The organism is Pseudomonas sp. W2I6, from assembly GCF_030815935.1.
GTDB lineage: Bacteria > Pseudomonadota > Gammaproteobacteria > Pseudomonadales > Pseudomonadaceae > Aquipseudomonas.
This window is the reverse complement of sequence record NZ_JAUSXJ010000001.1, coordinates 6,434,425-6,454,344: the sequence shown is the minus strand read 5'-3', so window position 1 is coordinate 6,454,344 and position 19,920 is coordinate 6,434,425. Positions and strand designations below refer to the sequence as shown.

Here is a 19,920-nt window from a genome sequence, read left to right as displayed (position 1 = left end):
AGCTCCCTCGCCACAGGGATTCAGGTCTTAGCCGAAGAACCAGTAGCACACCGCAATCGCCGCCACCACGCCAGCAAACTCCGCCAACAACGCACACCCCACCGCATGCCGTGCCCGCTGGATTCCCACCGAGCCAAAGTACACCGCCAACACATAGAACGTGGTCTCGGTACTGCCCTGAATCGTCGCCGCCACCAGCGCCGGGAAGCTGTCCACGCCCTGGGTCTGCATCGTTTCAATCAGCATCGCCCGCGCCGCGCTGCCGGAGAACGGCTTGACCATCGCCGTCGGCAACGCATCAACAAAGCGTGTATCCATGCCGGTCCAGGCCACCAGATGGCGAATCCCTTCCAGGCCGAAATCCAGCGCGCCGGACGCCCGCAACACGCCCACTGCACACAGCATCGCCACCAGGTACGGCAGCAGGTTCTTGGCAACGTCGAAGCCCTCTTTGGCACCTTCGACAAACGCCTCGTAGACCTTCACCTTGCGCAGCGCGCCGATCACCAGGAACAACATGATCAGCCCGAACAGCGTGAGGTTGCCGAGGATCGACGACAGCCCCGCCAGCGCAGTGGCTGAGAGCGTCGCCAGCAAGGCCATGAAGCCACCCAGTACCAGCGCACCCGGAATCAGATACGCCAGCACCACCGGGTCCCACAGCCGCAGGCGTTGCATCACCGCCACCGACAACAGACCCACCAGGGTCGAGGCGCTGGTGGCCAGCAGGATCGGCAGGAACACCAGCGTCGGGTCCGCCGCACCTTGCTGGGCGCGGTACATGAAGATGGTGACCGGCAGCAGGGTCAGGGAAGACGCGTTGAGTACCAGGAACAGGATCTGCGCGTTGCTGGCGGTATTGGGGATAGGGTTGAGCTCTTGCAGCGCCTTCATGGCCTTGAGGCCGATGGGCGTAGCGGCGTTATCGAGGCCCAGGCCGTTGGCGGCGAAGTTGAGCGTGATCAAGCCGATGGCCGGGTGACCGGCAGGCACTTCCGGCATCAGGCGCCGGAACAGTGGCCCCAGGGCCTTGGCCAGCCAGTCGACGATCCCGGCTTTCTCGGCGATACGCAGGAAGCCCAGCCACAAGGTCAGGGTGCCGAACAGCAACACCATCACCTCGACCGACAGCTTGGCCATGGCGAAAATGCTTTCCACCATGGCCGCAAAGATCCCGGCATTCCCGCCGATCAGCCATTGCGCCAGCGCAGACACCATCGCCACGATAAAGAAGCCAAGCCACAGGCCATTGAGCATCAGTTGAATCCCCCGAAAGATGGGGCGAATGATAGCGGGGCTGGCAGAAACGACAAACCCCGGATTTTCCGGGGTTTGTGTAGGAGCCAGTCCTGGCGGTCAGCCGCGAGTGGTCTCGCCGGCCGGCAGCACTTGCTTGGTGCGCCAGTGCGGCAGGGAGTTCCAGTAGCGCTCGCCCTTGGCATCGTCGTACATGCCTTCCCAACGGGAGATGACCAGTACGGCCAGGGCGTTACCGATCACGTTCAGTGCGGTACGGGCCATGTCCATGATGCGGTCGACACCGGCGATGAACGCCAGGCCTTCCAGCGGAATGCCCACGCTGCCCAGGGTCGCCAGCAGTACCACGAACGACACACCCGGCACGCCGGCGATGCCTTTGGAGGTGACCATCAGGGTCAGCACCAGCATCAGTTGCTGGCCAATCGACAGGTCGATGCCATACAGCTGCGCGATAAAAATCGCCGCGATGCTCTGGTACAGGGTCGAACCGTCGAGGTTGAACGAGTAGCCGGTCGGCACCACAAAGCTGCAGATCGCCTTCGGCGCGCCGTAGGCTTCCATTTTCTCGATCACACGCGGCAGCACGGTTTCAGAGCTGGCAGTGGAGTAGGCCAGCACCAGCTCATCCTTGAAGATGCGCATCAGCTTGATCACCGAGAAACCGAACAGGCGGGCGATCAGGCCCAGCACCACAAAAGCAAAGAACAGGATGGCGACGTAAACCAGGATCACCAGCTTGGCCAGCGGCAGCAGCGAGGCGAAGCCGAAGTTGGCGACGGTCACCGCGATCAGGGCAAATACACCGATCGGGGCGTATTTCATGATCATGTGGGTGACTTTGAACATGCTCTCGGACACGCCCTGGAACATGGTCACCAGGGGCTCGCGCAATTCAGGCTTGAGGCTCGACAAGCCGAGGCCGAACAACACCGAGAAGAAGATGATCGGCAGCATGTCGCCACGGGCCACGGCGGCGAAGATATTCGACGGGATCAGGTTGAGGATCGTCTCGATGAACGCGTGCTCGTGCTGGACCTCGGCGGCGGTGGCCGTGTATTTGGAAATGTCGACGGTACCCAGGGTACTCATGTCGATGCCGGTACCCGGATGGAACAGGTTGGCCAGCAACAGGCCGACCACAATGGCAATGGTGGTGACCACTTCGAAGTAAAGGATGGTTTTAACGCCGATCCGGCCGAGCTTTTTTGCATCGCCAACACCGGCGATTCCGACAATCAGCGACGAAATCACGATCGGGATAACGATCATCTTGATCAGGCGGATAAAGATATCGCCAGCGGGCTGCAACACGTTGCTGATCCACCAGGCCTTTTCAGCACTGAAATGGTTAAGCACCGCACCGATTGCAATCCCCAGCACCAGACCGATGAGGATCTGCCAGGCGAGGCTTAGCTTTGCCTTCTTCATGTCATTACCCTTACTTCAAGTGGACTCAGGCAGATGCGCCAGCAGCTGGAACGCTCGAGAGCGAAAAAGTGTGTGCATCTGCCCCCGTAGAAGGTCACCGCAGTTGGCCGATATGGCTCACTGGCAGGCGAAAAAAGGCGCAACTATTCCGATGCAAGGAGGCGACGTCTAATGCCGTAAACGCCTACCCTATGCCGAATCGGCATGAGTTTTTTTGAGTTTTTCTGTCTGAACGGTCAGTTCGAATACGACATTTCGGCAGGCATAAATGCCGCGAACCGGCCATTTCAGGCTCGCGCAGGGTTTTTTGAAAATCTACCGTCGCGGTTGAAAACCCCTGAAAATTCCTACGCATACCATCGAAAAACTCGTCTGGCAGGAGACAAACTTTCTCGATAGATGGTCACGCGGAAACACCAAGAAATGGTTGGGCGGACGCAAAAAGGAGAATTGCCGCTATGGGCGGCATGACAGAAGCGGGCATAGGAGCCGCAAGCCCGTCGCAAGTTCCACAAACCATCGGCTTGGGAACTTGCGTCGCAGCTTTTCACCTGACCCGGCCCTTGCGCAGGCACTCCCTGTCCCCGTAGGTCACGCCGATCCAAACGATCAGAGCAACCCGGCCCCCTGGTCATGCACCACCCTTGTCGGGCGATGCAAACAGAAAGAAGCACGGCGCTTCTTTCTATGGACGTTAAGCCGGTAGACGACAGCGTCGTCAGACCGAACCTAGTACCAATTCGGATCTTTCTTGAGCTGTTCCATCAGCAGCTTTTGCATGCCTTCGTCCGGCTTGCCAAGAAAACGGTAGTCGGCGTGCCGCGTTGGCGATTTGTCCGCGGGCAAGCCCGCCGGGACTTCTACCAACATCGCGTAAGCATCTTCCTTGTCGAAGCTGAAAGCGACGATCAGGCGCTTGTTCAGGCATGTGTCTGCGGTTTCACAGAGCGGCCCGACCAAGTACTTGTCACCATCCTCTTCAACGGCATTCATCTGTTCAGCGCTACCCGAAAGGTTCATCACCCATTCAGGCAGGCGCTCTTCCTTCTTGACCACGCTCTGCCAGGTCTCGCGGTACTGCGGGTCCGCACTCAGCAGTTCGTTGGCTCGGGACTGGCCATCATTGGCAGCCAGCACCAAGCCGCTGCCGCCCAACAACAGGGCGGCAGCCAGGACTTTAAGGGAGGAGTTGAACATGCTTAGCCTCGACCACGACGGCCAAAGAAGAAGGAAGCGATGAACATCACCAGGAAGACCACAAACAGAATCTTGGCGATACCCGTAGCGGTGCCCGCGATACCACCGAAGCCCAGGACTGCAGCCACAATGGCGATGATCAGAAATGTGATTGCCCAACTCAACATGGTGATTCTCCTTACGCTTCTTTTAGGGGTAACAGCGGTAGTGCCTGCGGTCGCTCGATTCGAGGACCGTGTATTGCCTAGAACACCCAGCGTTCCTGCGATGGCAGGTCGCCGAGGGTGGAGTCCTGTTCAACCGCCGCCAATTGCGGGGTTGTCACATCGGCGGCAGTGCTGCCGACGGAGCGGAAATGGGTCTGGGTCATCATCGGACGTTCAAACTGCACGACTTGCTGCTGACTCTGCTGCCAATGCGCCAATTGCTGACCGCCAATCAAGGTCACCATCAGGGCCAGGCTGGCAAACAGCCCCTGTTGCAGGCGCAGTGGCGATACACGCAGTTGGGTCAGGCTTTGGCGAGTCATGCTGTATCTCTCCCGCATTCTGATTATTCGTAGATGAAACTCGTATGAGGTGTATTGCAGCCTGCGTGCCAGTTTTTTAACAAAATAAAAATCAATAAAATCAACAAGTTAAAAACAAAAGCGCTTTGACACCACGAGCATCCTGCACGATGCCCCTATCCTTGCCGTGCGAAATGCACGATGGTCACTGGTCGGATCAAGGGATAGGAAGGCAACGTTCGACTGCCGAAGTGGCAAGAGGGAGACAAAAACGCCTCTTGTGGGCGTCTTTGTAAGAAGAAGCGCAGATAGCTGCGCGGTGACGGCTTTAATCAATCAGAATAAACCATGCAACTTGCCCGATTATTCCGGGACTAAACAACATCATTCATTCTTAAGGGAGCGCGGGACAGATGGAATCAGCCAAGGAACTTCAAGGCCGCATTCTTTTAGTGGATGACGAATCCGCGATCCTTCGCACCTTCCGTTACTGCCTGGAAGATGAAGGCTACACCGTAGCCACCGCCAACAGCGCCGCCCAGGCCGATGCCTTATTGCAACGCCAGGTGTTTGACCTGTGCTTTCTGGACCTGCGCCTGGGCGAAGACAACGGTCTGGATGTACTGGCGCAAATGCGTATCCAGGCGCCGTGGATGCGCGTGGTGATCGTCACGGCCCACTCGGCCGTCGACACCGCCGTGGATGCGATCCAGGCCGGCGCGGCCGACTACCTGGTAAAGCCTTGCAGCCCCGACCAATTGCGCCTGGCCACGGCCAAGCAGCTGGAAGTGCGCCAGCTCTCGGCACGCCTGGAAGCCCTGGAAGGCGCAGTGCGCCAGCCCAAGGACGGCCTCGACTCCCATAGCCCGGCGATGATGGTGGTGCTGGAAACCGCACGCCAGGTGGCGGGCACTGATGCCAACATCCTGATTCTCGGCGAGTCCGGCACCGGTAAAGGTGAACTGGCCCGGGCGATCCACGGTTGGAGCAAACGCGCGAAAAAATCCTGCGTCACCATCAACTGCCCATCGCTGACGGCGGAACTGATGGAAAGCGAGTTGTTCGGTCATAGCCGTGGTGCGTTTACCGGCGCCAGCGAAAGCACCCTCGGCCGCGTCAACCAGGCCGATGGCGGCACCTTGTTTCTCGACGAGATCGGCGACTTTCCGCTTACTTTACAACCCAAGTTGCTGCGCTTTATCCAGGACAAGGAATACGAGCGCGTCGGCGACCCGGTGACGCGCCGTGCCGATGTGCGAATCCTCGCCGCTACCAACCTGAACCTGGAAGACATGGTTCGCGATGGTCGTTTCCGCGAAGACCTGCTGTATCGCCTGAATGTCATCACCTTGCACCTGCCGCCCCTGCGCGAACGCAGCGAAGACATCCTGACCCTGGCCGACCGCTTCCTGGCGCGTTTCGTGAAGGAATATGCGCGGCCGGCGCGCGGCTTCAGCGATGAAGCCCGTGAGGCACTGCTCAACTACCGCTGGCCGGGGAACATCCGCGAGCTGCGCAACGTGGTTGAGCGGGCCAGCATCATCTGCCCGCAGGAAAAAGTTGAGATCAGCCACCTCGGCATGGCCGAGCAGCCGACCAACAATGCCCCGCGTATCGGTGCGGCGTTGAGCCTGGATGAACTGGAAAAGGCGCATATCGGTGCCGTGCTGGCCACCAGCGACACACTGGACCAGGCGGCCCGAACCCTTGGCATTGATGCGTCGACGCTGTACCGCAAACGCAAACAATACAACCTGTGAGCTGTAACCTATGAAGCTTGCGATGACCCTGCGCACTCGGTTGTTCCTGAGTATTTCCGCGCTGATCACCGTCGCCCTGTTGGGGTTGCTGCTGGGGTTGGTGAGCGTCATGCAAATGGCCAAGACCCAGGAATCGTTGATTCGCAGCAACTTCATCACATTGGACCTGGGGCTCAAGCTTCGGCAGACCCTCGGCGACCAGTTGATGATCATGCTCAATGAACAGCCGAATACCGCTGCGCTGGAGGACTCCAAGCAACGCTATTTCGCCCTGTTGCAGCAAGGTATCGACCACGAACAAAAGGACGCGGTAACCAGCGGTTTTACCCAGGCCAAGACCAATTACCTGAGCTTTCTCGAGGCGTTCGATGAAAAGGAGAATGCTCCGCCGCAACTGCGCAACAACGACGAGCTGACCAAACGCTTCAACATCCTGCGCAACGGCCTGATCGCCGAGCACAAGAAAGCCCTGGATAACATCAACGATACCGAACACAAGTCCCGTGAACGTGCGCTGCTGATTGCCGGCCTGCTGGGCCTGGTCGGCCTGGCGGTGCTGATCATCGGTTTCGTTACCGCCCACGGTATCGCCCGACGCTTTGGCGGGCCGATCGAAGCGCTGGCCAAGGCCGCCGACAAGATCGGCCAGGGCAACTTCGAAGTCACGCTGCCCATTTCATCCGCAGCGGAAATGAACCTGCTGACCCGACGCTTCGGCATCATGGCCGAGGCGTTGCGCCAGCATCAGGCAACCAATGTCGACGAGCTACTCGCCGGGCAGCAACGCCTGCAAGCGGTGCTCGACAGCATCGACGACGGCCTGCTGATGATCGACCGCCAGGGTCGCCTGGAACACCTTAACCCGGTGGCACAACGTCAACTCGGCTGGGACGAGAATCGCCTGGGCCAAGGCCTTGGCGACGCCCTGGGCCGCCCGGAACTGGATGAACAGCTGCAGCTGGTACTGCGCGGCGGCAATCTGGAGCGCGCACCTGAAGACCTGGAAGTAGAGGTTGAGGGTGAGCTGCGCCTGCTGACGTACAGCCTGACGCCGGTCAGCCATACCCAGGGGCACATTCTGGGCGCGGTGATGGTGCTGCATGACGTTACCGAGCAGCGTGCCTTTGAACGAGTGCGCAGTGAGTTTGTGTTGCGCGCGTCCCATGAATTACGCACGCCGGTGACGGGCATGCACATGGCCTTCGGCTTGTTCCGGGAACGGGCGAAGTTTCCTGCGGAGTCGCGCGAAGCGGACCTGCTGGATACGGTCAACGAGGAAATGCAGCGCCTGATGCAGTTGATCAACGACTTGCTCAACTTCTCGCGCTACCAGAATGGCTTGCAGAAACTCACCCTGGGCCCGTGTGACATCAGCGACCTGCTCGAACATGCCCGCGCCCGCTTCGCGGAGCAGGCGAATGCGCAGAACATCGAGCTGCTGGTTGAGGAACAATCCCCGCTACCGAGGTTGCATGCCGATCGAGCGCAGCTGGAAAGGGTGCTCGACAATTTGCTGGGCAATGCCCTGCGGCACACAGCCGACGGTGGGCAGATCCGCTTGCAGGCGCGTCGCCATGGCGAACGGGTGATTGTCAGCGTTGAAGACAACGGTGAAGGCATTGCCTACGGCCAGCAGGGACGAATCTTCGAACCGTTTGTGCAGGTAGGCCGCAAGAAAGGCGGCGCCGGGCTGGGCCTGGCGCTGTGCAAGGAGATCGTGCAATTGCACGGTGGCCGCATGGGGGTGTATTCGCGGCCGGGGCAGGGGACGCAGTTCTACATGGCGTTGCCCCTGTAGGAACAACGCGCCAACCGTTATTGGTGATTCAACGCCCGCAGGATCGCAGCACTTTCGGCATCCGGCGTCCCGTCAAACAGCGACGCCCGGAAATGCATCTGGAACGCGGCCACCACATGCCGCGTCGCTACATCCAGTTCGCCCGTCTGCGGCGTCGGATAGCCCAGCTTCGCCAACTCTTCCTGGAACCAGGTAATGCTCGGCAGATCGGCTGCGTACTGCACCTGGTAACGGGCCACCGCCTTGGCGTCCGGCCACATGCCCAGCCCTTCATCCGCCAGGCGCTTCCAGGGGAACAACGGCCCCGGGTCCAGCTTGCGCAGCGGGGCAATGTCGCTATGGCCGATGATGTTTCGCGGGTCGATGCCGTTGCGTTTGCTGATGTCCTTGAGCAGCACCACCAGCGACTGCACCTGCGCTTCGGAATAGGGATACCAGACGCGGCCCGTCGGCAAATCCCGATAACCCGGGTTCACGATCTCGATCCCGATGGAGCTGGAGTTGAGCCAGGTGCGGCCCATCCATTCACTTTCTCCGGCATGCCAGGCGCGCTGGCTTTCATCCACGAGCTTATAGATGGTGGCCGAGGCGTCATCACCGATCAGGTAATGACTGCTGACCTGGCCATGGGTCAACAGCGCCAGGGAGCGCTCAAGGGACGCCGAGGTGTAGTGCACGACGACAAACTGCACACGATTGTCGTGGTTCACCGACGGATGACTGGTGTCCAGGCGAGGGCCGCTCGCGCAACCGGCGAGCAGAAGAAACAGAAAGGCAGAACACAGAAGTTTCATGGCAGCAAATAGTACGCTTAAGACGATAATGCAACAGTGTAACGTACCGTTTGCTGCCAGGCGGCCAAATGCGATGTTTTAAACAAAATGGAACATTTCCGGTCAGGCCGCCTGCACCTGATTACGCCCCGCCGCCTTGGCACGATATAACGCCTCGTCAGCGCGCTTGAGCGCCAGGTCGCTGCGTTCTCCCGGCTGAAACTGCGCCATGCCCATGGACACCGTAATCGTCACCGGCTCGCCCTTGAAGTGAAACGGGCAGGCTTGGATGGCTGCACGCAGGGTTTCGCCCACCGCCAACGCATCGGACAGCGACGAGTTGGGCATCAGCAGCACAAACTCTTCACCGCCAAAACGCGCGATGAAGTCGTTCGGCCGCAGGCGTTTGCGAAGCACCGTGGCGATGATTTTCAGCACCTTGTCGCCCGCCAGATGACCATAGCCGTCGTTGATGCGCTTGAAGTGATCGAGGTCCAGCATGGCCAGTGACAGGTTATTTCCACGCTGGTGCCAGGCGTTGACCTCCTGCTCCAGACGCTCGCTCCAGGCCGCGCGGTTGGGTAGTCCGGTGAGCGGATCGATCAGGGCTTTCTGGCGCTGAACCTCAAGGTGTTCACGGTAGCCCTGAGCCTCTTGCTCCATATTGGCGACCCGTTCGGCCAGGCCCTTGAGCCGTGCAGTCACTTCCTGTTCGCGCTGGTCACGCTGGTGGCGGTGTTCATCCATGGTGCCCAGCAGCCCTTCGAGATGGCTCTCCAGCACGTGCTTGAGGCTGTCGAGGTCCGCGGCGTCCTGCATGCTGGTTTGCAAACCATCCACTTGTTCGCGGATCTGGGTATCCAGCTCCCTGGCCGCCGACCGGCTGTCGGCGTGGCCGTCACTGGCGACCTGCAGGTGCCCCTGGAACGCCTCGAGACGATCGTTGAGCTGCTTGAGGTAGGCTTCAAACTCGTGCTGGCCGCTGTCGGTGATCGCCAGCATCAACACCGCCAGGTCATCGAGGATCGGCAGCAATTCGTACCAGTTCAATCCGTGGGCCAGGCGTTCACGCATGGCTTCGGCCTGGGGCCGATGGCGCTCGGGCAGCGAGAGGTCTTCCAGTAAGCCGAGCAGGGTATCTTCGATGTGCTTGGCCACCGAACTGTAAGACGGCTCGGGGGTGTCGGGCAGGGCGTAGGCTTGATCCGCTTGCAGCTCGTCTGGGTTCAGCTCTGCCTGCTCGGGCGATTCTTGCGGTTCATCGGCCAGGACCGGGGGCAGGGAAAGACTGCCGATCTCTGTCCGCTCCGGCTCACGGGCCTGCACCTCTGGCACCTCGACCATGGCGGCAAGAGCACTCTCGAGCTCAACCTCCGCTTCGATCGGTTGCTCGGGTTCTGGCGTTTCGATAATCGTAGCGGGTGCCTCGACGACAGGCGCTGTGACCGCGACGGCCGGAACAACAGGCACTGCTTCGCTGACAGCGTCGGTAGCCTCTACTGGCGATACCGGCTCAGGGGGCGACTCGATGGGGGCCGGGACCTTCGGCTGCGGTGCAAAAGCCCGCAGCGCCTGGGCCAGTTCTGCCGATTGCGCCGGCGCTTCAACTTCACCCACCGGGCTGGGCTTTGGCGCAGCAGGCGCCGGAGAAGCCGGGCGGGATGGCGTGGGCGCTTCAACCTCCGGCGTGTCGATTGCGTCCTTGGTGCCAAACAGACGCTGCAACAGCCCCGGGCTCGAACGGCTGGTTTCGCCCTCCGGCTCCAGGTTACTCAACGCCTGCCCCTGCAGGCCGCTCAGCTCACTCAGCAACAGCGGGATCTCCCGCGCCTGGCCAACCCGACCGTCCAGCTGCTTGGCGAAAGCCTTCAGCGGGCGACTCACGTCCCGTGGCAAGGGCAGTTTCTGCAACTGAGTGACCAGGGCCGTCAACGCGCTGCCGATCTGGTCAACCCGGGTTTCGCGGCGCTGCTCCGAATCCAGCACGGCCTTTTCCAGGCGCGGCAGCAATGCAGCGAGGGCGGCGTCCATGTCGTCGGTGCGCACCACATCGCGCATTTCCTTCATGCATTGGTCAACCGCTCGGTCGGTCCCTTCTGCCGCCAGGGTGCTGCGCACCAGCCCTCGGCGCAGCAGGTCGAGGCGGGCGGCCCAGCGACGCTCGAGCTTTTCTTGTTGCTCGACGCTTTTAAGGTATTTCTCTTTCCAACGCTGGGCGTCGTCGCTCATGCAAGGGGTCCGCGAGGGCCGGGGCTCAACGCGGGCAATGCATCAGCCGTGAGCGAACCCGGCAGACGAATCTCTACCGCGACGGGCAGGTGATCGGAGATGGGCTGCGCCAGTACCTGCACACTTTCGAGTGTCAGGGTCGGGCTGAGCAGGATGTGATCAAGACAACGCTGCGGACGCCAGCTGGGAAACGTGGCTTCGACTTGCGGCGCCAGCAACCCAAGGTCGCGCAACGGGGAATTCTGTAGCAGGTCTGTGGCATGGGTGTTCATGTCACCCATCAGCACCTGGTGTTTGTAGCCGCCAATCAACTCACGGATGTAGGCCAACTGCATGGTTCGGGTTCGAGCCCCCAGTGCGAGGTGCATCATCACCACGACCAATGCTTCCGGCCCTTCGCCGAATCGTACGAGAATTGCACCGCGGCCTTTCGGGCCAGGTAACGGGTGGTCCTCGATCGCCCACGGTTTCAGACGGCTGAGCACACCATTGCTGTGCTGGCCGAGTTTGCCGAGGTTGCGATTGAGTTGCTGATACCAGTAGGGAAAGGCACCGAGCTGGGCAAGGTGCTCGACCTGGTTGATGTAGCCGGAACGCAGGCTGCCACCATCGGCCTCCTGCAGGGCTACCAGGTCGAAGTCACCCAGCAGGTCGCCGATCTTTTGCAGATTGCCGGCACGCCCGTTGTGGGGCAGCAGGTGCTGCCAGCCACGGGTCAGGTAATGCCGGTATTTCTCGGTACTGATACCCACCTGGATATTGAAACTGAGCAGGCGCAACCGACTGTCAGCCGGCAGGCCCGTGGATTCCAGGTGATGTTCGTTGACCTTCGGGTCATGCAGGCCAACGACACGTTCAGTACCCCAGCGACGCATGACGGGCCCCTTACTTGGCTGCGCGCTCTTTGGCGATCAATTGGTCGGCCACGTTCAGCGCCTGCTCTTCGCCGCCGGCACTGCCGATGTCAAAGCGGTATTTGCCGTTGACGATCAGCGTCGGTACGCCTTGCACGCCGTATTTCTGGGCCAGTTCCTTGTATTGGGCCATCTTGCCCTTCACAGCGAACGAGTTGAATGTCTCCAGGAACTTGGTTTTGTCGACGCCTTGGGTGGCGACGAAATCGGCCATGTCTTCAGGCTTCACAAGGCGCTTGCCTTCTTTCTGGATGGCATTGAAGACAGCCGCGTGAACCTTGTGTTCTACACCCATGGTGTCCAGGGTAATGAACAGCTGGCCGTGGGCGTCCCATGGGCCGCCGAACAGGGCAGGAATACGTTTGAAGTTCACGTCCTGAGGCAGCTTATCGACCCACGGATTGATGACTGGCTCAAAAGCGTAGCAATGCGGGCAGCCATACCAGAACAGCTCCACCACTTCGATCTTGCCCGGTACGGAAACCGGCACAGGATTGGCCAGCTCAACGTAGGTTTTACCGGCTTCAAGCGGCACATTATCGGCAGCTTGTGCGGTCATGCCGAAAAGGCTGGCAGTGACGAGAGCGGCGCTGAGGATCAGATTACGCATGCTTTACTCCTGGACAAATAAAGTCGCCTCACGCGACCTTTGTTGTGACAGGTCTACGCGGGCATGAGTTCGTTAGTGTAACGGCACCGGCCACAAAAAAGGGCGGCCTGGGCCACCCTTTTTATGCTTGCATCGACGGATTAATCGAGCGTTAACGTAGCCGGGGCACTTAGTGCAGGCCCTGGATGTATTGGGACACGGCTTCGATGTCCTTGTTGCTGAGTTTCGCGGCGATGCTCTGCATGATCTTGGTATCGCCGTCGTTGGTGCGATTGCCTTCGCGGAAGTCTGTCAGCTGTTTGCCGATGTACTGGGCATGCTGCCCGCTCAAGTGCGGGAAGCCCGCAGCAGCAAGGCCTGCGCCGTTAGGCGAGTGGCAACCGATGCAGGAAGGCATGCCTTTTTCCAGGTTGCCGCCGCGGAACAATTCTTCACCGCGGGTCACCAGTTTCGCATCAGCAGCTCCCACACTGCCTTTCTGGCTGGCAAAATACGCCGCGATATCCGCCAGGTCCTGATCGCTGAGGTTGGTCAACAAGCCGGTCATTTCCAGGACCGTACGCTTGCCGTCCTTGATGTCGTGCATCTGCTTGGTCAGGTAACGCTCACCCTGGCCGGCCAGTTTTGGAAAGTTAGGCGCCGGGCTATTACCGTCCGGTCCATGGCAAGCACCACATACGGCGGCTTTCGCCTGGCCAGCAGTGGCGTCGCCTGCGGCATGGGCAACACCGGTGATGCCCAGGGTCAACAGCAGACTCACGATCAGTTTGTTCATCAGCTAATCCAACTACGGCTAAGGGTTAAAGAGTTATGGACCGGGTTCACTCACCATCAACTGAATGACGGCATGGTAATCCTCGGTACTGCAGTCCATGCACAAACCACGCGGCGGCATCGCCTTGAAACCCTGGGTCACGTGTTGCACCAGCGTGTCCATACCTTGAGCCAATCTTGGCTTCCAGGCTGCCTGGTCACCCCGTCCAGGGGCGTTGGGCAGCTGTCCGGCATGGCAGGCCCCGCAAAAGCGGTTGTACACAGCCTCCGGTTCCTGTGTAGCCTGCGCACTGTAAAGTGGCATCAAGAAACCGAAGGCCAGCAGCCACTTGGTCATACATCGACCTTTTCAGGGTTTGAGAGCGTTTTGCGTTCTAATGCGCAATAAAGGTCTATCGCTCCCGTGAACTTCATCCTTCGCTGGGACAAAGCACACACAAAATCTGCGGCATTATATACTGGCGCTACTGAAACGGAAACGACACCGCTTGCCGCACCTATTCCCGGCACCGCCCACATCGGAAAACTCATGCAACTCAAGAATCCCATCCTCGGCCTGTGCCAACAGTCCACCTTCATGCTCAGCGCCGCCAAAGTCGACCAATGCCCCGATGACGAAGGCTTCGAAGTCGCATTCGCCGGCCGTTCCAACGCCGGCAAGTCCAGCGCGCTGAACACCCTGACCCACGCCAGCCTGGCCCGCACCTCGAAAACCCCGGGGCGCACACAGCTCCTCAACTTCTTCAAGCTAGACGATGATCGGCGTCTGGTCGACCTGCCGGGCTACGGTTATGCAAAAGTACCTATCCCGCTGAAGCTGCACTGGCAGCGTCACCTCGAAGCGTATCTGGGTGGCCGGGAGAGTTTGAAGGGTTTGATTCTGATGATGGACATCCGTCATCCAATGACCGACTTCGACCTGTTGATGCTCGATTGGGCCGTCGCCAGCGGCATGCCGATGCACGTCCTGCTGACCAAGGCCGACAAATTGACCTACGGCGCAGCGAAAAACACCCTGCTCAAAGTGCAGGCAGAAATCCGTAAGGGTTGGGGTGATGCGGTGACTATCCAGTTGTTCTCGGCGCCAAAACGCATGGGGCTGGAAGATGCCTACACTGTATTGGCAGGCTGGATGGAACTGGCTGACAAGGGTTCGGAAGCCGCCGAGTAAAAACTCGGGGCAAAAAAAACCCCGGACTTCGTATGGGGAGGGGAAGTTCGGGGTCCAAGTTCCGGACCGCTAGGGCGGGGTCCAGATATCTGCCAACACTTAACACAACATAGGAGCATTGAAGGGCTTCACCACCCATTCAGTAACTCTGAGTAGCAATTCACGGGTTAAGTTCCGGCACGTTCAAAAAACTATTGGAAATAACCCGCCGCGCTTTCCGATCTAAAGCGCTGCCGCGGCATGATGCCGCGGCCCAGGCCCCAGGCTTAGTGCGCTTCGTCCCAGTTGTCGCCCACGCCGACGTCTACCACCAGCGGCACATCCAGCTTTGCCGCCTCGCTCATGTGTTCACGAATCCTCGCGCTGACTTCAGCCACCAGGTCCTCACGTACCTCCAGCACCAATTCATCGTGCACTTGAAGGATGACCTTGGCGTCCAGGCCCGAGTCCGTCAGCCAGTTGTCGACCTTGACCATGGCCTTCTTGATGATATCGGCCGCAGTGCCCTGCATCGGCGCGTTGATTGCCGTACGCTCGGCGCCAGCACGCTCCTGAGGCTTGTTGGAATTGATCTCCGGCAGGTACAGGCGGCGCCCGAACAGGGTTTCCACATAACCCTGATCAGCCGCCTGGGCACGGGTGCGCTCCATGTACTCGCGCACCCCCGGGTAACGGGCGAAGTACACATCGATGTAAGCCTTGGCGGTCTTGGTGTCGACGCCGATGTCCTTGCCCAGCTTCTGGGCGCCCATGCCGTAGATCAGGCCAAAGTTGATCGCCTTGGCACTGCGACGCTGATTGGACGTGACCTCGGTCAACTCAACCTTGAACACTTCGGCCGCCGTGGCGGTGTGCACGTCCAGGTCGTCGCGGAACGCATTCAGCAAGCCTTCGTCCTTGGACAAATGCGCCATGATGCGCAGCTCGATCTGCGAGTAGTCCGCCGCCAGCAGCTTGTAGCCCTTGGGCGCGACAAATGCCTGGCGGATACGCCGGCCTTCAGCGGTACGCACCGGAATGTTCTGCAGGTTTGGATCGCTGGATGACAGGCGCCCGGTTGCTGCTACGGCCTGGTGATAGGAGGTGTGCACGCGACCGGTGCGCGGGTTGATCTGCTCCGGCAAACGGTCGGTGTAGGTGCTTTTCAACTTGCTCATGCTGCGGTACTGCATCAGCACTTTCGGCAGTGGGTAGTCATCTTCAGCCAATTTGGCCAAGACTTCCTCGGCCGTCGAGGCCTGGCCCTTGCCGGTCTTCTTCAACACCGGCAGCCCGAGTTTCTCGTAGAGAATCGCACCCAACTGCTTGGGCGAGCCCAGGTTGAATTCCTCGCCGGCGATCTCATACGCCTGGCGCTCGAGGTCGACCATCTTGTTGCCCAGCTCGATGCTCTGGATGCCCAGCAAGGCGGCATCCACCAGGGCGCCCTGACGCTCAATGCGCGCCAGCACGGGCACCAGCGGCATCTCGATGTCGGACAATACGCTGGCCAGGGTAGGAATAGCGGCAAGCTGCTTGTGCAGTTCCTGGTGCAAACGCAGGGTCACATCCGCGTCTTCCGCCGCGTAAGGGCCGGCTTGCTCCAGGGCAATCTGGTCAAAGGTCAGCTGCTTGGCGCCTTTGCCGGCGATGTCCTGGAAGCTGACGGTGTCGTGGTCCAGGTACTTCTTCGCCAGGCTGTCCATGTCGTGGCGCGTCGCCACGGAGTTCAGCACATAGGATTCAAGCATGGTGTCGAAGGCAATGCCGCGCACGGTGATGCCGTGTGCCGGGTCACCACCGATGGCGCAGTTGGCCAGGATGTTCATGTCGAACTTGGCGTGCTGGCCGACCTTGAGTTTTTCCGGGTCTTCGAGCAACGGCTTCAGGGCCAGCAGCACGGTGTCCCGATCCAGCTGTTCCGGCGCGCCGATGTAGGAGTGGGTCAGCGGAATGTAGGCTGCTTCATGGGCCTGCACGGCAAACGACACACCCACCAGTTGCGCTTTCTGGGCGTCGATCCCGGTGGTCTCGGTATCAAAGGCGAACAGCTTGGCGTCGTTGAGCTTCTTCAGCCAGACATCGAACTGGGCCTGGGTGAGGATGGTTTCGTACACCGGCTCTACAGAAACCGGAGCGACTGTTTCAATCGCTTCCTCCGCAACTGCAGCCGATGGCGCGGCGCTCAACTCAACACGCTTGGCATCGCGCTGAATCTCGTCAATCCAGCTCTTGAACTCCAGCAGCGTGTACAGCTCCAGCAGCTTCTCGCGATCCGGCTCGATCAGGTGCAAATCATCCAGGCCCACATCCAGCGGCACGTCGATCTTGATCGTCGCCAGCTCGTAGGACAGGAACGCACTCGCCTTATGCTCTTCCAGTTTGGCGACCAGGGTCTTGGCACCACGAATCGGCAAGGTCGGCACGATATCGAGCTGCTCGTAGAGCTCCTTCAAGCCGCCGTTGACGCCTACCAACAGGCCGGAAGCCGTCTTCGGACCAATGCCCGGAACGCCCGGGATGTTGTCGGACGAATCGCCCATCAACGCCAAGTAATCGATGATCTGCTCGGGAGCGACACCGAATTTCTCCTTCACGCCCTCAACGTCCATGGCGCTACCGGTCATGGTGTTGACCAAGGTAATGTGCCCGTCGACCAGCTGCGCCATGTCCTTGTCGCCGGTGGAAATCACCACCGGACGGTCGGCGGCCGCGCTGCTGCGGGCCAGGGTGCCGATCACGTCGTCCGCTTCGACGCCTTCGACGCACAGCAGCGGGAAGCCCAGGGCGATCACGCTCTGGTGCAGCGGCTCGATCTGCACGCGCATGTCATCGGGCATGCTCGCGCGGTTGGCCTTGTATTCGGCGTACAGCTCATCGCGAAATGTCCCGCCCTTGGCGTCGAACACCACCGCGAACGGACTGTTCGGGTATTGCTTGCGCAGGCTTTTGAGCATGTTCAACACGCCCTTGACCGCGCCGGTAGGCAGGCCTTTGGAAGTGGTGAGCGGCGGCAGCGCGTGAAAGGCGCGGTACAGGTAAGAAGAACCGTCCACCAGGACGAGGGGGGCTTGGCTCATGAGCAGGATCAACCTTTTCGGCGGGTCAGGCGCTAGAATAGCCGGACCAATGACGACAAAGGGACAAGGTTATCATGCGTACAGTAAATCGCCTGTTGTTGACCGGCTTGATTGCACTCACTCCGATGGTGGCCATGGCGGCAGATACTGGCCCTTCGGGCGATCCGGAAGTCACCATTCGCACGGAAGGCGACAAGACCATTCAGGAATACCGCCAGAATGGCTTCCTGTACGCGATCAAGGTGACCCAGAAAGGCTTTCCGCCTTACTTCCTGGTGCGCGCGGACGGAACCGATGCGAACTTCATCCGCTCTGACCAGCCGGATATGCTGATCCCGTCATGGAAGATCTTCGAATGGAAATGATTTCTTAACTTTAATCGGCGCTGCTCCCCGCAGCGCCCGTAACGGCAGTTTTAACCATGTCTGTGTTCACCCCCCTGGCTCGGCCCGAGCTGGAAACCTTTCTTGCCCCTTACGGGCTCGGCCGCCTGCTTGATTTCCAGGGGATTGCCGCTGGTAGTGAAAACACCAATTTCTTCATCAGCCTGGAACAGGGCGAATTTGTCCTGACCCTGGTCGAGCGCGGCCCCGTGCAGGAAATGCCGTTCTTCATCGAACTGCTGGACGTGCTCCACGACGCTGATTTGCCAGTGCCTTACGCCCTGCGTACCACCGACGGCGTGGCCTTGCGCGAGTTGGCGGGCAAACCGGCGCTGCTGCAACCGCGCCTGGCGGGCAAGCACATCAAGGACGCCAACGCCCAGCATTGCGTGCAAGTGGGCGAATTGCTCGGCCACCTGCACCTCGCCACCCAAGGCGAGAAGGTGCTGGAACGCAAGACCGATCGCGGGCTGGACTGGATGCTCAGCGAAGGCGCGCAACTGATCTCGCACCTCGACGCGGAACAACGCGGCCTGTTGCAAGCGGCGCTGGATGAGATCGAGGCGCACAAGGCGCAGATCCTCGCGCTGCCCCGGGCAAACATCCACGCCGACCTGTTTCGCGACAACGCGATGTTCGAAGGCACGCACCTGACCGGGCTGATCGACTTCTACAACGCCTGCTCGGGGCCGATGCTGTACGACGTGGCGATCGCCCTGAACGACTGGTGCTCGGACGCCGACGGCGTGATCGACGGCCAACGGGCGCGGGCGTTGCTGGGGGCTTATGCGGGCTTGCGGCCGTTCACGGCCAAGGAAGCAGAGCTGTGGCCGACCATGCTGCGTGTGGCCTGTGTGCGGTTCTGGCTGTCACGCCTGATTGCGGCTGAATCGTTCGCCGGGCAGGACGTGCTGATTCACGACCCGCGCGAGTTTCAGGTGCGCCTGGCGCAACGCCAGCAGGTCAAGACCCCGCTGCCGTTCGCGCTGTAAAGATCGTACGCGATCAAAATGTGGGAGCGGGCTTGCTCGCGAATGTGGAGTTTCAGTCACCAGATGCGCTGACTGATCCACCGCATTCGCGAGCAAGCCCGCTCCCACAGTGGTTATGCGGCGTCTGTCAGAGCGACTCCAGGCACCCAGCCAGGTCATTCCCCAGCTTCTCCAGCACCTGCTCATACCCCTGGGCGGAGGCCGGCGTGTAGCCGCCCAACGCATCCAGCTCCGCCAGCTTCACCGGCAAACCCGCCACCAGCGTTTCCGCAAGGCGCGGGCGCAACGGCGGCTCGCTGAACACACAAGTCTTGCCCACTTCCTGCAAGCGCGTACGCATCGCTGCCACATGCTGGGCGCCCGGCTGCACTTCTGCGGCCACGCTGAACACTCCGGTGTGCTTGAGCCCGTAGGCATCTTCGAAGTAATCGAAGGCTTCATGGAACACGAAGTACGGCTTGCCGGCGACGTCCGCCATACGTGCCTTCAAGCGCGCGTCCAGTGCATCCATACGGCCATCAAAGGCCTTCACGTTGCTCTGGTAACGCTCGGCGTTCGCCGGGTCGGCAGCGCTGAGATCCGCCGCCATGCGGTTCGCAATCACCCGGGCGTTGACCGTCGACAGCCACAAATGCGCATCCAGGCTGCCCGGGCGATGGTCATGATCATGTTCGTCGGCATCTTCAGCATGGGAGTGACTATCTTCGGCGAACCGACGCAGTTTCATTCCCGGAAGGTCCTGCACCGCCACCGTCGGCAAGCTGCGGCCTTTCAAGACACGCGGCAGAAAGCTTTCCATGTCCGGGCCGATCCAATACAGCAGGTCCACCGACTGCACGCGCCGTACGTCGGAAGGGCGCAACGCATAGTTATGCGGCGAAGCGCCCGGCGGCAGCAATACCTCGGGAATCGCCACGCCATCCTGCACAGCAGCAGCAATCAGTTGTAACGGTTTGATACTGGTCAGCACCCGAACCTCCGCCTGAGCGGCACCGGCAAGCAGCAAACTGGTGACAAATACGACAAAAACGGGAAAAAGTCTGGACACGATGACCACTCAAGGA

The 19,920-nt window shown here is 60.3% G+C and carries 18 protein-coding genes; 5 read left to right on the top strand and 13 right to left on the bottom strand.

Going from position 1 to position 19,920, the window contains the following annotated elements; translation table 11 throughout:
• Positions 1–27: 27 nt before the first annotated feature.
• The 5 genes from QF039_RS29900 to QF039_RS29880 form a co-directional block, all read right to left on the bottom strand.
• Positions 28–1,257 carry a nucleoside recognition domain-containing protein gene (locus QF039_RS29900; RefSeq protein WP_177022441.1) on the bottom strand — a complete coding sequence of 410 codons (1,230 nt, stop codon included), beginning with the start codon at positions 1,255–1,257 and terminating at the stop codon, positions 28–30.
• 99 nt (positions 1,258–1,356) lie between these two features.
• Positions 1,357–2,688, bottom strand: a complete 1,332-nt coding sequence (gene gltP / locus QF039_RS29895; protein ID WP_017477988.1) for a glutamate/aspartate:proton symporter GltP — start codon at positions 2,686–2,688, stop codon at positions 1,357–1,359.
• A gap of 729 nt (positions 2,689–3,417) precedes the next feature.
• Complete coding sequence (locus QF039_RS29890) at positions 3,418–3,885, bottom strand: inhibitor of vertebrate lysozyme family protein (RefSeq protein ID WP_102604421.1); 468 nt, start codon at positions 3,883–3,885, stop codon at positions 3,418–3,420.
• Positions 3,886–3,887: 2 nt separating this feature from the next.
• A complete protein-coding gene (locus QF039_RS29885; protein WP_003170804.1) occupies positions 3,888–4,052 on the bottom strand; it encodes a DUF1328 domain-containing protein in 165 nt (54 codons plus the stop codon).
• A gap of 77 nt (positions 4,053–4,129) precedes the next feature.
• Positions 4,130–4,414, bottom strand: a complete 285-nt coding sequence (locus tag QF039_RS29880) for a hypothetical protein (RefSeq protein ID WP_087694545.1) — start codon at positions 4,412–4,414, stop codon at positions 4,130–4,132.
• Between the two features lie 392 nt (positions 4,415–4,806).
• Here QF039_RS29880 and algB point away from each other — a divergent pair, with 392 nt between their 5' ends.
• Both algB and QF039_RS29870 read left to right on the top strand, forming a co-directional pair.
• Positions 4,807–6,153 carry a sigma-54-dependent response regulator transcription factor AlgB gene (gene algB, locus QF039_RS29875; protein ID WP_003214793.1) on the top strand — a complete coding sequence of 449 codons (1,347 nt, stop codon included), beginning with the start codon at positions 4,807–4,809 and terminating at the stop codon, positions 6,151–6,153.
• A 10-nt stretch (positions 6,154–6,163) separates the two neighbouring features.
• Positions 6,164–7,951 (top strand): KinB sensor domain-containing domain, encoded by a 1,788-nt coding sequence (locus QF039_RS29870; RefSeq protein ID WP_008439641.1) that lies wholly within the window; start codon positions 6,164–6,166, stop codon positions 7,949–7,951.
• 17 nt (positions 7,952–7,968) lie between these two features.
• On the opposite strand, the gene QF039_RS29865 is transcribed toward QF039_RS29870, so the two are convergent.
• The 6 genes from QF039_RS29865 to QF039_RS29840 all read right to left on the bottom strand — a co-directional run bounded on the left by QF039_RS29865 (position 7,969) and on the right by QF039_RS29840 (position 13,588).
• A complete protein-coding gene (locus QF039_RS29865) occupies positions 7,969–8,745 on the bottom strand; it encodes an N-acetylmuramoyl-L-alanine amidase (RefSeq protein WP_003214798.1) in 777 nt (258 codons plus the stop codon).
• A gap of 102 nt (positions 8,746–8,847) precedes the next feature.
• Positions 8,848–10,953 (bottom strand): GGDEF domain-containing protein, encoded by a 2,106-nt coding sequence (locus QF039_RS29860; protein WP_307522118.1) that lies wholly within the window; start codon positions 10,951–10,953, stop codon positions 8,848–8,850.
• Entirely contained in the window at positions 10,950–11,828 is an 879-nt protein-coding gene (locus tag QF039_RS29855; RefSeq protein WP_087694547.1) for an endonuclease/exonuclease/phosphatase family protein, read from the bottom strand. The genes QF039_RS29860 and QF039_RS29855 overlap by 4 nt, the downstream gene beginning before the upstream one ends.
• A gap of 10 nt (positions 11,829–11,838) precedes the next feature.
• Positions 11,839–12,477, bottom strand: coding sequence for a thiol:disulfide interchange protein DsbA/DsbL (locus QF039_RS29850; protein ID WP_063033700.1), 639 nt, complete (start codon positions 12,475–12,477; stop codon positions 11,839–11,841).
• Between the two features lie 169 nt (positions 12,478–12,646).
• Positions 12,647–13,252: a cytochrome c4 gene (locus QF039_RS29845; RefSeq protein ID WP_102604423.1), complete on the bottom strand. Its 606-nt coding sequence runs from the start codon at positions 13,250–13,252 to the stop codon at positions 12,647–12,649.
• 33 nt (positions 13,253–13,285) lie between these two features.
• A complete protein-coding gene (locus QF039_RS29840) occupies positions 13,286–13,588 on the bottom strand; it encodes a cytochrome c5 family protein (protein WP_003214809.1) in 303 nt (100 codons plus the stop codon).
• Between the two features lie 192 nt (positions 13,589–13,780).
• Here QF039_RS29840 and yihA point away from each other — a divergent pair, with 192 nt between their 5' ends.
• The gene (yihA, locus tag QF039_RS29835) at positions 13,781–14,422 is read left to right on the top strand and encodes a ribosome biogenesis GTP-binding protein YihA/YsxC (protein ID WP_003214811.1); all 642 of its coding nucleotides are present in this window, start codon (positions 13,781–13,783) and stop codon (positions 14,420–14,422) included.
• 266 nt (positions 14,423–14,688) lie between these two features.
• Here the strand turns inward: yihA and polA are convergent, their stop codons facing one another.
• Complete coding sequence (gene polA, locus QF039_RS29830) at positions 14,689–17,481, bottom strand: DNA polymerase I (RefSeq protein WP_307522113.1); 2,793 nt, start codon at positions 17,479–17,481, stop codon at positions 14,689–14,691.
• A gap of 74 nt (positions 17,482–17,555) precedes the next feature.
• On the opposite strand from polA, the gene QF039_RS29825 reads away from it, so the two are divergent.
• Positions 17,556–17,846, top strand: a complete 291-nt coding sequence (locus tag QF039_RS29825) for a DUF2782 domain-containing protein (protein WP_307522111.1) — start codon at positions 17,556–17,558, stop codon at positions 17,844–17,846.
• A 56-nt stretch (positions 17,847–17,902) separates the two neighbouring features.
• On the top strand, positions 17,903–18,856 hold the full coding sequence (locus tag QF039_RS29820) for a homoserine kinase (RefSeq protein WP_102367835.1): 954 nt from the start codon (positions 17,903–17,905) through the stop codon (positions 18,854–18,856).
• 127 nt (positions 18,857–18,983) lie between these two features.
• Here the strand turns inward: QF039_RS29820 and QF039_RS29815 are convergent, their stop codons facing one another.
• On the bottom strand, positions 18,984–19,913 hold the full coding sequence (locus tag QF039_RS29815) for a zinc ABC transporter substrate-binding protein (RefSeq protein WP_008439631.1): 930 nt from the start codon (positions 19,911–19,913) through the stop codon (positions 18,984–18,986).
• Between the last annotated feature and the right edge of the window lie 7 nt (positions 19,914–19,920).